Below are 11,802 nucleotides of genomic sequence, written 5' to 3'. Positions count from 1 at the left end.
GTGCATGGCGGGCTCCTCAAAAGCGAATACTGTTGATTTATACAGTATTCACCAGGGCCTCGCCAGCCCTCAGCGGGAAATCACTCGAGCTTGGGCAGGCCACCGCCGGCCAGCAGGCCGACACCGGTATAGATGCCCAGCTTGCCGCGCGTGTCGCTGATGTCGAGATTGCGCATCGTCAGCTGGCCGATGCGGTCGGCGGGGCTGAAGGCGCCTTCGACCTTTTCCATGCTCAGGCGCTCGGGCGCATAGGTCAGGTTGGGGCTCTGGGTGTCCAGCAGCGAATAGTCGTTGCCGCGGCGCAGCTCAATGGCCACCTCGCCGGTGACGGCGCGGGCGATCCAGCGCTGGGCGGCCTCGCGCAGCATGATGGCCTGCGGGTCGAACCAGCGGCCCTGATAGAGCAGGCGGCCGAGCTTGCGGCCGTTGTCGCGGTACTGCTCGATGGTGTCTTCGTTGTGGATGCCGGTGACGAGACGCTCGTAGGCGATGTGCAGCAGCGCCAGGCCCGGAGCCTCGTAGATGCCGCGGCTCTTGGCCTCGATGATGCGGTTCTCGATCTGGTCGCTCATGCCCAGGCCATGGCGGCCGCCGATGACGTTGGCCTCGGCCAGCAGGGCCACCGGATCGCGGTACTCGACGCCGTTCAGCGCCACGGGCACGCCTTCCTCGAAGCGTACCGACACGGCTTCGGCCTTGACGACGACGTCATCGCGCCAGAACGCCACGCCCATGATGGGATTGACGATCTTGATGCCGCTGTTCAGATGCTCCAGGTCCTTGGCCTCGTGCGTGGCGCCCAGCATGTTGGAGTCGGTCGAATAGGCCTTCTCCGCGCTCATCTTGTAGGCGAAGCCCTTCTCGGTCATGAAGGCCGACATCTCGGCGCGGCCGCCCAGTTCATCGATGAAGGTCTGGTCCAGCCAGGGCTTGTAGATCTTCAGCGCCGGGTTGGTCAGCAGGCCGTAGCGGTAGAAGCGCTCGATGTCGTTGCCCTTGTAGGTCGAGCCGTCACCCCAGATGTTGACGCCGTCGGCCTGCATGGCCGCCACCAGCATGGTGCCGGTCACGGCGCGGCCGATGGGCGTCGTGTTGAAGTAGGTCACGCCGGCGGTGCTGATGTGAAAGGCACCGGCCTGCAGCGCGGCAATGCCTTCGGCGACCAACTGGGCGCGGCAGTCGACAAGAACGGCCTTCTCGGCGCCGTACAGCATGGCCTTGCGGGGGATTTCGTCGTAGTCCGGCTCGTCGGGCTGGCCGAGGTTGGCCGTGTAAGCGTAGGGCAGGGCGCCCTTGAGCTTCATCCAATGCAGGGCTGCGGAGGTGTCGAGGCCACCGGAGAAAGCGATGCCGACCTTCTGGCCAACGGGAACGGATTGCAGGATCGTGGACATGGTGAGGGTCTCTTAGACGAGGTTCTGCCACTCGGGGTGGCGCTGGATGTAGAGCTGGACGTAGCTGCAGGCGGGCACGACCTTGAGGCCTTCTGCGCGGGCCCATTGCAGGCCGGCCTCAACCAACTTGGCGGCGAGACCTTGGCCACGATAGGCCGGCGGCACGCCGGTGTGGGTGAACACGACGCGGCCAGCGCTCAGCTCGTAGTCGAGCACGCTGAGGGGCGTGGTCGGCAGCGTGAAGCGCTGGTGGCCGGGTTCGTGCCGGGGTGTCATTCGGTGGGTGCCTTCAGGGCAACCGGGTGGACCTCCACCGATGCGCTGGCGGTCGACACGTAGACGCTGCCGTCCTGGATGCTGATCTGCAGCTGCATGCTGCGTTCGGCCAGGGCTGCCAGGGCCTGGGACTGCTCGGCGGGAATCTGCCATACGGCCAGGCGTGGCGCGCGCGTCAGCTTGTTTTCGATGCCGCTCCACCACACCGGCGTGCTGGATGCGAAGCTGTAGACGCTGACGCGGCGGGCGCGGCCATGGGCCTTCATCAGACGGCGTTCGTCGGGCTGGCCGAGGTCGATCCAGTGCTGCAGCTCGCCCGTCAGGTCGGGTTGCCAGAGATCGGGTTCGTCCACGTCGGACAGGCCCTTGGTGAATTCGAGCCGGCCGTTGAGATCGTCGGCCGGCACATTCAGTGCATAGGCCAGCACGCGGATCATCATGCGCTCGTCGGTCTCGCTCGGGTGGCGGGCGATCGTGAGGGCGTGGTCGCCGTAGACATGGCGGTCCATGTCGGCGATCTGCAGCTGGGCTTTGTGGATGGTGGCTTTGAGCGCCATGGGGAAGGGGCCGGGGCCCCTGTAACGAAGAGCAGCCGAGGATTATCGCGGCGAAGCCTCGTGGCATCATTCCGCCTCCCGCTTTGAACCTTCGCAACCCGGTTGCGCCCTCTTCATGAAACGCATTCTTCTTACGTTGGCCTTGGGTCTCGCTGTCTCCGCCCAGGCACAAGTCACCACCAATTCCAAGGCCAAGGTCGACCCGAAGAACAACAAGGTCAGCAACCCGGTTGTCGAGAAGCCCAAGGCCAAACTGATGTCGCGCGACGAATTGCGCGCCTGCATCACCCAGCAGGACAACAACAGCAAGGAAGCCGAGGCCATCAAGGCCGAGCAGGCTTCCTACAAGGCCAATGCCGACAAGCTCAAGTCGGAGAAGGCCACCCTTGAAGCCGCCGAGGCCGTGCTGGGCAAGCAGATCGCCGACGTGAAGGCCGAGAAGGAAGCCATCCTGAAGGCGCACGAGGCGCTGACGGCCGAGGCCCCCAAGCTCGAGAAGGCCGAACTGAAGGCTCGCAACGACGCCTATACGGCGCGCACCACGGCTTTCGGCACGGCGGTCGAGGCCGTCAAGGCCGCGGATGCCGAGCAAGGCATCAAGCGCAAGGGCTTCTCTGACAAGGTGGACGCGTTGGATGCCCAGTTCAAGGCGCTCGAAGAGCGCACCGAGAAGCACTTCGACGGCAACGACAAGTGGAAGGCCGAGTGCCAGAACAAGGCCTACGACGAGAACGACGAGAAGGCCATCCGCAAGGAAAAGGCGGCCGCGGGCAAGTGATCCGCGCCGTTCACTGACCCTTGCAAGCGGGCCGCCTCCGGCAGGAAGCGGCCCTTTTTGTTTCCCGAGGACTTTGCATGAGCAACCCGCTGCTGCACGACTGGGCCGGCCCACACGGCCTGCCGCCCTTCGCCGACATCACCCCGGCGCATTTCCAACCTGCCTTCGACGCCGCGCTGGCTGCCCACCGCGCCGAGATCGACGCCATCGCGGCGCAGGCCGCGGCGCCGGACTTTGCCAACACCGTGGCCGCCTTCGACGCCGGCGGCCGCCAGCTCACCCGGCTCGAACACCTCTTCTACACCCTGGCTGCCTCGGCCACCTCGCCCGAGCTGCAGGCCGTGCAGCGCGCCCTGGCCGCGCCGCTGGCCGAACATGGCAGCGCCATCTACATGCATCAGGGCTTGTTTGCCCGGGTCGACGCCTTGTTCGAACAGCACGAGCGCCTGGGGCTGACGCCCGAGCAGCGCCGGCTGCTGGAGCGCGTGCATCTGGACTTCCTGCGTGCCGGAGCCCGCCTGGCGCCCGAGGCGCGTACCCGCTACGCCGCAGTGATGGCCCGCCTGGCTGAGCTGAACACGCGCTTTGCGCAGAACGTGCTGGCCGCAGAGAGCGGCTACCAACTGCGGTTGACGACCGAGGAGGAGCTCGCCGGCCTGCCCGGCTTCGTGCGTGCCGCCGCCCGCCAGGCTGCCGTCGACCGTGGCCTTCAAGAGGGTGTCCACGTCATCACGCTGTCGCGCTCGTTGATCGTGCCCTTCCTGTCCTTCAGCGCGCGGCGCGACCTGCGCGAGCAGGCCTGGCGTGCCTGGGTCGGCCGCGGCGATGACACCGGTGACACGGACAACCGAGAGATCTGCCGCGAGATCCTTGAGCTGCGCGCCGAGCAGGCGAAGCTGCACGGCCATGCCTGCTACGCCGACTATGCGCTGGAAGACACCATGGCACGCAGCCAGGGCGCCGTCATGGGCCTGCTGGAGCGCGTCTGGCACCCGGCGCTGGCCGCTCAGGCCCGCGAGCGCGAGGCGGTACTCGGTGCCATGGCCGCGGCCGGTGCCACACATGAACTTGAGCCCTGGGATTGGCGCTTCTACGCCGAGCAGGCCAGGCGCGCCCGCTTCGAGCTGGACGAGGCCGAGGTCAAGCCCTACTTCTCGCTGGAGCGCATGGTGGCGGCGATGTTCGACTGCGCCAGCCGGCTCTTCGGCCTGCAATTCAAGGCCCGGCCCGACCTCGCCGGCTACCACGCCGACGTGCGCGCCTATGAGGTCTTCAACGCCGACGGCAGTCTGCGCGGCCTTTTCCTGCAGGACAACTTCGCCCGCCCGACCAAGCGCAGCGGCGCCTGGATGAACGCGATGCGCAACCAGAGCCGCGCGCTGGGTGCGACGCCGGTCATCCTGAACAACAACAACTTCGYCCGCGGCGCCGCTGGCGAGCCCACGCTGCTGAGCTTCGACGATGTGCGCACGCTCTTCCACGAATTTGGCCACGGCCTGCACGGCCTGCTGTCCAGCGTCGAGCATGAGCGCCTGGCGGGCACTCAGGTGCTGCGCGACTTCGTCGAGCTGCCCTCCCAGCTCTACGAGCACTGGATGGCCGAGCCCCAGGTGCTGAAGACCTTCGCCCGTCACTGGCAGACCGACGAGCCGCTGCCCGATGCGCTGCTGGCCAAGCTGCAGGCCGCGCGCCAGTTCGGCCAGGGCTACGAGACTTTGCGCTACACGGCCAGCGCCCTCGTCGACATGGCGGTTCACGCGCTGCCCGCCGCACCTGATGACGTGGTTGCATTCGAGCGCGAAACGCTTGAAAAGTGGCAGCTGCCCAGCGAGGTCGGCGTCAACCACCGATTGACCCATTTCCAGCACTTGTTCAGCAGCGCTGGCTATGCGGCGGGCTACTACGTCTACCTGTGGGCGGAGGTGCTGGACTGCGACGCCTTCGACGCCTTCGTCGAGGCCGGCAATGTGTTCGACGCGGCGGTGGCCGCACGGCTGCGCGAGTGCATCTATTCGACCGGCAACAGCCGAGAACCGGGCGAGGCCTTCCGCGCCTTCCGCGGTCGCGATCCGGTTGTCGAACCGATGCTCAAGGACAGAGGCCTGCTGCCGGCCTGAGGTAAAACCTCGGTTGTCACGGTCGCCCTGCGTGCGATCCGGGCGTTACCAGGGAGTCCAAAAATGTCCAAACATCACATCGGCCTGTCGGCCACCGTCCTCGCCTGCCTGTTCGGCCTCGCTGCCTGCGGCGGTGGTGGCTCTGGCGGCGCGCCAAGCGGCCCCACGCCGACCGAGTCCACCATGCTCGGCATCAGCGCGAGCAACTACCAGGTGGTGGGCCAGTCCACCGTGTCCAGCGCCTTTTTCCTCAATGACACCGGCGGCGTGTTCACCGGCGCTGAGACGGGTGGCGACCCGCGCCTGCTGCGCCATGCCGTCGACACGGCGCGTCGCGCCATGCGGGTGGCCAGCGGGCGCCAGGCTCTGCTGGCAGGCGCCGAGGTGCGCGAGACCGTGTCCTGCAGCCAGGGCGGCAGCTTGTTGGTGAGCGTCAACGACAGCAACAACAACGGCAACTTCGACCTCGGCGACAGCCTCACCATCGACGCGCAATCCTGCAAGGAGGGCGGCGACGTCATGCAGGGCCGCATCGCGCTGAGCGTGCAGGCCCTCGCCGGCGTCTACGACAGCAACAATTACAGCGCGACGCTGGCGATGACGCTGACAGCCTTCGGCGTCACGACAGGCAGCGACATGGCCCAGGGCGACGGCACGATCACATTGACGGTCAGCCAGACCCCTGCCGGCGTGGGCGAGGTGACGCTGGCCACCAGCCGCCTCGTGCTGAGTGGCCGCGCTGGCGGCCAGAATTTCACGATGACGCTGACGGACACCAAGCTGGCGCTGCGCATCGAGACCATCAACGGCAGCCTGCGCACGAGCATCAGCTACAACAGCAGCCTGGCCAGCAGCAATTTGGACAACAAGCAGGTGCTGATCACGACACCCCAGCCCCTCATCATCGTCGGCGACAGCGCCTACCCGAGCAGCGGCCAGCTGATGGTCAAGGGCCATGCGAGTTCGACATTGCGCATCTCCGCCGTGAATGGCAGCCAGGCTCGGCTGGAACTGGATGCCGAGGGCGACGGCAACTACGAGACGCAGGTGCTGAAGACCTGGACCGAGCTGGAGTGAAAGGGGCCGTCACACTGGCCTTGCTCGCGGGCCTGCTGGCGCCGGCCGCCCGGGCCGATTCGCCCTGGCAGGCCGAGCTGGCGGGCCAGCAGGAATGGCAGCAATGGCGTGAAACCGCCAGCGACGGCCGCCGCCTGCTGACCGAAGACGGTCGGCTGAGCGGCCTGGCCGCCACCTGGCGCTGGGCGCCGCCGGCCTCGGCCACGGCGGCCTTGCGGGTTGGCGTGTTGCGCGGAGCGCGCGACTACCGAGGCTTCAGCAACCAGGGCAATGAGGTGCAGACGCGCAGCGATGTCGCCCATGACTTCATTCGCATCGAGGGGGGCCTGGCGCCACAGCCGCTGATCGGCGGCTGGCAGGGGCAAGCCCTGGCCGCCGCCGAATTCTGGCAGTGGCGCCGGCGCCTGCGCGACGCCGGCAGCGTCGGCGGCTATCCCGAGCGCTATCGCCAGGGTCTGCTGCTGCTGGGCCTGCAGGCCACCAGCGAATCGGGCTGGCAGGTGGGCATCGAAGCCGGTGGTGGCCCCCATGGCCACAACCGCGTGCAACTGCCGGGGCGCGACCCAGCCGAGCTGCCTCTGGGCAGTGCCCGTGCCTGGCGGGCCAGCGTGGGCGACTCCCTCGTGCCGGGATGGCGCTGGACCTTGACGGCCGAACGCCTGACGCTGGACGCCGGCGATGAGCGCCCCATCACGCTGCAGGGCGTACCGCTGCAATCGGCCCGCCAGCCGCACACGGCGCTGCGCCGCCTGCAGCTCAGCCTCGTCTGGACCGGCTAGCCCATTGGGCCAGCGCGATGACGGCGCACATCGTCGCGAAGGCCATCCAGGCGTAGGGCCACAGCAGAGGCAGGCCGAGCAGGATCAGGCCGTCATTGCCACCGGGGATCAGCAGGCTGCCCCAGCCCATCAGCAGGCCGCCGATCAGGCAACGCACCAGGCCGGCCGCGCTCGGCGGGCGGGCCTTCAACAGCCCGGCGTGCCAGCCGCCGAAGATGGCGCCGGCCAGCAGGCAGGCGAAGAGGGTGAGTCGCGCGGCGCTGCGCATGGTCATGCCATGGGCCAGCTCGGCCAGCGCGTCGGTGTAGGCCCAGGCGCCTTCGAGCAGCAGCAGTGCCAAAAAGCTCAGGCCGATGGAGACGGTGGCCGTGTGCGGCGTCCACCACGGCTGGCGCCTGCGCACGAAGGCGCGCCACAACGCAAAGGCGGCAAACACCAGCCCCAGCGCGGCGGGTGCCACCCACAGCGCGGAGCCGGCCGGCTGCGGTTGCGGCCGGGCCGCGGCGAACAGGCCATCCACGCTGGCGCAGCCGACATAGAAGCCCAGCGGCGTTGCCAGATAGGCCCACTCGCCATTGCCCAGCCGCGCGATGGCGCCGAAGACGCAGGCCTGGTTGACGAAGGCGCCCAGGCCCAGCAGAGCGGCGCCCAGCAGCGTCCAAACGGTCAGTGCAAAGGGCGCGGGCAGGATTGGGTGGGGAAGAGGTAGCAAGCGCAACAACAGCAGTCCGCCGGCCACCCACAGCGAGGCTTCCAGCAGGCTGCGCAGGCGGCTGGCCTTGCGCTGGTCAACGAGTTCGCCCACGGCGGCGACCGTACAGGTGGCGCCGCGCTGGATGGCCGCGCCCATCAGCAGCGCGCAGACCGCGGCGCCGATGAACGCCAAAGGGTTCATGCCGCCTCTTCCAACACGTGCTCGATGACGCCCTCGATCGGGTCCACTGGCGCCTGCCAGGGCGCGCGCTCGATCATGCGGCGGGCGTCCACCAGGCCTGCGGAGCGGCGCGCCTTGACGCCGGCGGGCGTGAAGTCGATGTCCTTGGTGTGGTCTTCGCCCTCAATGCGCGGCGCCAGCAGGTGAGCCACGTGCATGGTGGTGCCGCAGCCCCAGGCGGTGAGCTCCTTGGCGCCGCGCTGCTGCGCGGGCGACAGCAGGCCGCCGAGCTCGCGAATGATGTGGCGCAGCCGGTGGATCTGCTTCTGGCGGGTGATGTGGCTGTCGGCCCGGCTGGCGTACTGGATGTCCTTCTGACGGCCCATCACCTGCCAGATCGACTCAGGCTGCGGCGCCGTCTGGTGCCAGACGTTGACGGCAAAGATCAGCGCGTCGCGGCGCGGGTTGTCGTCCAGCACGGCCTCGATGGGCGTGTTGGAGTAGAGGCCGCCATCCCAGTAGGCCTCGCCGTCGATGACGACGGCCGGGAAGGCCGGCGGCAATGCGCCTGAGGCCATGACGTGCTCCAGGCCGACGGGTTCCTCGCGCGAGTCGAAGTAGCGCATCTGGCCGCTGCGCACATTCACCGCGCCGACAGTGAGGCGCATGCCACCGCGTTGCAGTTGCTCGAAGTCGACCAGGCCGCGCAGTGTCTCGCGCAGCGGCTCGGTGCTGTAGTAGGACGCCTTGTCCACGCCCAGCTGCGCCTGGCTGCCGCGCAGGGCCGCCAGGTTGGGCTCGAAGAAGGCCGGGATGCCACGCATCACCGTCGTCATGTTGGCCATCAGGTTGCCCATACCCAGCCAGTCCAGCGGCCCGGCCAGGCGGTTCTGCTGCTCGACGTGGCGCCAGAAGTCGTTGAGCCTCTCCATGCGCCGCTCCGGTGGGTTGCCGGCGATCAGCGCGGCGTTGATGGCGCCGATGGACGTGCCGATGACCCAGTCCGGCTCGATGCCGGCTTCGTGCAGCGCCTGGTAGACGCCGACCTGGTAGGCGCCCAGCGCACCGCCGCCCTGGAGCACCAGGACGACCTGCGGACGCGATGTGGGGGAAGCATTCTTGGTGGCCATGGTGGGTCTCGGCTGGGTAGGTGGGCGTGGGTCGGCGGGCGGGGTCGCGGGCTTACATGTGTTCCTTCATCGTGGCGGGCTTGCCGTCGTTGACGATGTCGGCGATGGTCAGCTCGACCGGTGCGTTGGTGCTGTTCTTCCACCAGTGCTTGGTGCCGAGGAACTCGCGCGAGATGTCGCCGGCCTTGTGCAGGATGGGCACGGCGCATTTGCTGGAGTTCTCGTAGATCTCGCCGCTGTTGACCATGATSAGCGCGGGCCGGTCCTCGTGGCTGTGGAAGGGCACGACGCCGCCGGGCGCAATGGTCATGTGGCGCATGCGCAGGCGGCGCTGGGCCAGGTGCACGTTCTCCTTGACCAGGTCGATGGACGCCAGCTCGGTGTCAGTCACGCCGACGGGGGCCGTGGCGGCGTCGGCCAGCGCATTGGCCATGACCTTGTCGGCCGGGCATTCACCGGCGTGCGAGCTGCCGCCTGCCAGGCTGGCGACGAGGGCGGCGACGGCGGCCACGAGGTGGCTGAAGCGGGAAGTGCGGGTGCGGATGGTCTTCATGGGGTGCTCCTGGAGCGTTGGGGGGAAGGGGGGGAGAAAAATCACTGCGCCGTCCAGCCACCCTCGATGGGCAGCACGGCGCCGGTGATGGAGGCGGCGTCGTCGGAACAGAGGAAGGACGTCAGCGCCGCGACCTGTTCGACGGTGACGAATTGCTTGGTGGGCTGGGCGGCCAGCAGCACGTCGCGGATGACGGCCTGCTCGCTGATGCCGCGGGCGCGGGCGGTGTCGGGGATCTGCTGCTCGACCAGCGGTGTCAGCACATAGCCCGGGCAGACCGCGTTGACCGTGATGCCGGCCTCGGCCAACTCCAGCGCCACGGTCTTGGTGAAGCCAGCCACGCCATGCTTGGCCGCCACGTAGGCCGATTTGTATTTGCTGGCCACCAGCGCATGGGCCGAGGCCACGTTGACGATGCGGCCCCAGCCCTTCTTCTTCATGGCCGGCACGGCCAGGCGGGTGGTGTGGAAGCCCGCACTGAGGTTGATCGCCAGGATGGCGTACCACTTGTCGACCGGGAACTCTTCGACCGGCGCCACATGCTGGATGCCGGCGTTGTTGACGAGCAGGTCGACGGCGCCGAACTCGGCAATCGCCTTGCCCATCATGCGGTCGATCTGGTCGGGCTGGCTCATGTCGGCCGGGTCGTAGCGCACCTGCACGTCGTGTTGTTCCATGAGTTCGAGTCGCAGCTTCTCGATGGCCGGCGCGTCGCCAAAACCGTTGAGCACGACGTTGGCGCCCTGGGCGGCCAGCGAGCGGGCGATGCCCAGGCCGATGCCGGATGTGGAGCCCGTGACGAGGGCGGTCTTGCCAATGAACATGGTGGGTTCTCCTTACTTGGGAACGGATGAGTTGGAGGTGCCGCGGTCGACCTCGGTCGTGCGGGTGAAGCGCAGGTGCGTGATGTCGAGGGGAAAGAACAGGCCCCAGGTCCACTCGACCCAGATGCGCGTCTTGCGGCCCAGCGTGGGCATGCGCAGCAGGTAGTAGCCGCGCCACAACAGCCAGGCGGGAAGGCCCGACAGGCGCAGGCCGAACAGCAGCGCCACGCCCTTGAGGTGGCCGGTCGTGGCCATCATTCCGCGGGCGGCGTAGGCAAAGGGCTTGGTGGGCTGGCCGCGCAGTTTGAGCAGCAGGTTGTTGGCGAGCGCCTTGGCCTGGGCGACGGCGAACTGCGCCGTCGGTGGGCAGATCAGGCCGTCGCGGGCATTGGGTTGGGCGGCGCAGTCGCCGAGGGCCCACAGGGCGGGCTCGTCCTGCACGCGACCGTCGGCCTCGGTGGCGATGCGGCCGCGCTGCAGCGGCAGGGCCAGCGCTTCCACGAGCGGGTTGGGCCGAGTGCCGACGGTGCAGACAACCGTTGCGCTCGGCAGCTTCTGGCCGTCGGACAGTTCGACCGCGTCGGCATGGATGCGCGCGGCCCGGGTGCCGCAGCGCACGTGCACGCCGCGGCGCGACAGCGAGCGTTCGGCGGCGTCGCCCAGGGCCGGCGGCAGCTCGGGCAGCAGCCGGTCACCGTCATGCAGCAGCGTGATGCCGAAGCCGGCGGCGCGGGTACGTGGGTAGTGGCGGCTGGCGCTCTTGACGAAGTCGGCCAGCGCGCCGGCCACCTCGACGCCSGAGAAGCCGCCGCCGATGACGAYGAAGTGGGCGAGGGCCCGCCGCTGCGTCGCGTCATCGCAGAGCTCCACGCGAGCCAGCGCCTGCAGCACGCGGTTGCGGATGTGCATGGCGTCGCCCACCAGCTTCAGCGGCAGCGCGTGCTCGGCCATGCCGGGCAGCAGGTCCAGCCGGGCGCGCTGGCCCAGGGCCAGCACGAGGTGGTCGTAGCCGAATGTCAATGGGCCGTGCAGGGTGTCGCAGGTCAGGCGCTGCGCGGCCTTGTCGATGCGGCTGACGGCGCCCATCACAAAGCGCACGCCGGGCAGCATCTCGCGGATGGGTGCCACCACATGCTCCGGAAAGACACCCGCGCCGACCACCTCGGGCAGCATGGGGTTGAAGGTGGTGTAGCTCTCCTCGCTGATCAGCAGCAGCTGCCAGCCCGCGGGCAGGCGGCCATGCAGGGACTTGGCCAGCGTGGTGCCGGCAAAGCCGCCGCCGATGATGGCGAGCGTGCGGACTGGCGGGTTAGGTGCTGTGGTGGACATGGCGGCTGGAGGATGCGAGGGCCGCAGTGTCTGGATCGMCGCGTCAGCCGTGAAATCTCATCAATTCATGACCCGATGCGTGTCGGTTATCGCGGTTTGTGTAAGGAAACCACC

12 protein-coding genes are annotated in these 11,802 nt (G+C 68.3%); 4 read left to right on the top strand and 8 right to left on the bottom strand.

All coding sequences use genetic code 11. The features are described from left to right. Nucleotides 1–80: 80 nt before the first annotated feature. The 3 genes from argG to ACXJKJ_RS11090 are packed head-to-tail and all read right to left on the bottom strand — an operon-like array spanning nucleotide 81 to nucleotide 2,227. Nucleotides 81–1,394 (bottom strand): argininosuccinate synthase, encoded by a 1,314-nt coding sequence (argG, locus tag ACXJKJ_RS11100; RefSeq protein ID WP_457352845.1) that lies wholly within the window; start codon nucleotides 1,392–1,394, stop codon nucleotides 81–83. A gap of 12 nt (nucleotides 1,395–1,406) precedes the next feature. After that, nucleotides 1,407–1,670, bottom strand: a complete 264-nt coding sequence (locus ACXJKJ_RS11095) for a GNAT family N-acetyltransferase (RefSeq protein ID WP_056201994.1) — start codon at nucleotides 1,668–1,670, stop codon at nucleotides 1,407–1,409. Then, entirely contained in the window at nucleotides 1,667–2,227 is a 561-nt protein-coding gene (locus ACXJKJ_RS11090) for a YaeQ family protein (RefSeq protein ID WP_056201997.1), read from the bottom strand. The genes ACXJKJ_RS11095 and ACXJKJ_RS11090 overlap by 4 nt, the downstream gene beginning before the upstream one ends. Nucleotides 2,228–2,342: 115 nt before the next feature. Between ACXJKJ_RS11090 and ACXJKJ_RS11085 the strand changes: the two genes are divergently transcribed. The 4 genes from ACXJKJ_RS11085 to ACXJKJ_RS11070 all read left to right on the top strand — a co-directional run bounded on the left by ACXJKJ_RS11085 (nucleotide 2,343) and on the right by ACXJKJ_RS11070 (nucleotide 6,978). After that, on the top strand, nucleotides 2,343–3,005 hold the full coding sequence (locus ACXJKJ_RS11085) for a hypothetical protein (RefSeq protein WP_157281937.1): 663 nt from the start codon (nucleotides 2,343–2,345) through the stop codon (nucleotides 3,003–3,005). A gap of 77 nt (nucleotides 3,006–3,082) precedes the next feature. Continuing rightward, complete coding sequence (locus ACXJKJ_RS11080) at nucleotides 3,083–5,122, top strand: M3 family metallopeptidase (protein ID WP_457390131.1); 2,040 nt, start codon at nucleotides 3,083–3,085, stop codon at nucleotides 5,120–5,122. Nucleotides 5,123–5,185: 63 nt separating this feature from the next. Continuing rightward, nucleotides 5,186–6,199, top strand: coding sequence for a hypothetical protein (locus ACXJKJ_RS11075; RefSeq protein WP_457390130.1), 1,014 nt, complete (start codon nucleotides 5,186–5,188; stop codon nucleotides 6,197–6,199). Further along, complete coding sequence (locus tag ACXJKJ_RS11070) at nucleotides 6,196–6,978, top strand: hypothetical protein (RefSeq protein ID WP_457390129.1); 783 nt, start codon at nucleotides 6,196–6,198, stop codon at nucleotides 6,976–6,978. The genes ACXJKJ_RS11075 and ACXJKJ_RS11070 overlap by 4 nt, the downstream gene beginning before the upstream one ends. Here ACXJKJ_RS11070 and ACXJKJ_RS11065 read toward each other — a convergent pair. From ACXJKJ_RS11065 to ACXJKJ_RS11045, 5 genes are read right to left on the bottom strand one after another with little or no spacing between them, the layout of a single operon-like run. Continuing rightward, nucleotides 6,956–7,873 (bottom strand): YeeE/YedE thiosulfate transporter family protein, encoded by a 918-nt coding sequence (locus ACXJKJ_RS11065; protein ID WP_457390128.1) that lies wholly within the window; start codon nucleotides 7,871–7,873, stop codon nucleotides 6,956–6,958. The two genes, ACXJKJ_RS11070 and ACXJKJ_RS11065, sit on opposite strands and share 23 nt — an antisense overlap. Then, nucleotides 7,870–8,982, bottom strand: a complete 1,113-nt coding sequence (locus tag ACXJKJ_RS11060; RefSeq protein WP_457390127.1) for a patatin-like phospholipase family protein — start codon at nucleotides 8,980–8,982, stop codon at nucleotides 7,870–7,872. The genes ACXJKJ_RS11065 and ACXJKJ_RS11060 overlap by 4 nt, the downstream gene beginning before the upstream one ends. Before the next feature lie 52 nt (nucleotides 8,983–9,034). After that, the gene (locus ACXJKJ_RS11055; protein WP_457324869.1) at nucleotides 9,035–9,535 is read right to left on the bottom strand and encodes a cupin domain-containing protein; all 501 of its coding nucleotides are present in this window, start codon (nucleotides 9,533–9,535) and stop codon (nucleotides 9,035–9,037) included. A 41-nt stretch (nucleotides 9,536–9,576) separates the two neighbouring features. Then, nucleotides 9,577–10,359, bottom strand: a complete 783-nt coding sequence (locus tag ACXJKJ_RS11050; protein WP_457324868.1) for a 3-hydroxybutyrate dehydrogenase — start codon at nucleotides 10,357–10,359, stop codon at nucleotides 9,577–9,579. Nucleotides 10,360–10,371: 12 nt separating this feature from the next. After that, nucleotides 10,372–11,688, bottom strand: coding sequence for an NAD(P)/FAD-dependent oxidoreductase (locus tag ACXJKJ_RS11045; protein ID WP_457390126.1), 1,317 nt, complete (start codon nucleotides 11,686–11,688; stop codon nucleotides 10,372–10,374). Between the last annotated feature and the right edge of the window lie 114 nt (nucleotides 11,689–11,802).

It is taken from the genome of Roseateles sp. P5_E1 (genome assembly GCF_054049335.1).
This window is presented reverse-complemented; position numbering and strand designations above follow the sequence as displayed.

What these genes read in the sequence shown, in the direction of transcription:
- ACXJKJ_RS11075 (WP_457390130.1), top strand. Translation starts at nt 5,186, where the DNA reads ATGTCCAAACATCACATCGGCCTGTCGGCCACCGTCCTCGCCTGCCTG.
- ACXJKJ_RS11095 (WP_056201994.1), bottom strand. Translation starts at nt 1,670, where the DNA reads ATGACACCCCGGCACGAACCCGGCCACCAGCGCTTCACGCTGCCGACC.
- ACXJKJ_RS11090 (WP_056201997.1), bottom strand. Translation starts at nt 2,227, where the DNA reads ATGGCGCTCAAAGCCACCATCCACAAAGCCCAGCTGCAGATCGCCGAC.
- ACXJKJ_RS11065 (WP_457390128.1), bottom strand. Translation starts at nt 7,873, where the DNA reads ATGAACCCTTTGGCGTTCATCGGCGCCGCGGTCTGCGCGCTGCTGATG.
- argG (WP_457352845.1), bottom strand. Translation starts at nt 1,394, where the DNA reads ATGTCCACGATCCTGCAATCCGTTCCCGTTGGCCAGAAGGTCGGCATC.
- ACXJKJ_RS11050 (WP_457324868.1), bottom strand. Translation starts at nt 10,359, where the DNA reads ATGTTCATTGGCAAGACCGCCCTCGTCACGGGCTCCACATCCGGCATC.
- ACXJKJ_RS11060 (WP_457390127.1), bottom strand. Translation starts at nt 8,982, where the DNA reads ATGGCCACCAAGAATGCTTCCCCCACATCGCGTCCGCAGGTCGTCCTG.
- ACXJKJ_RS11085 (WP_157281937.1), top strand. Translation starts at nt 2,343, where the DNA reads ATGAAACGCATTCTTCTTACGTTGGCCTTGGGTCTCGCTGTCTCCGCC.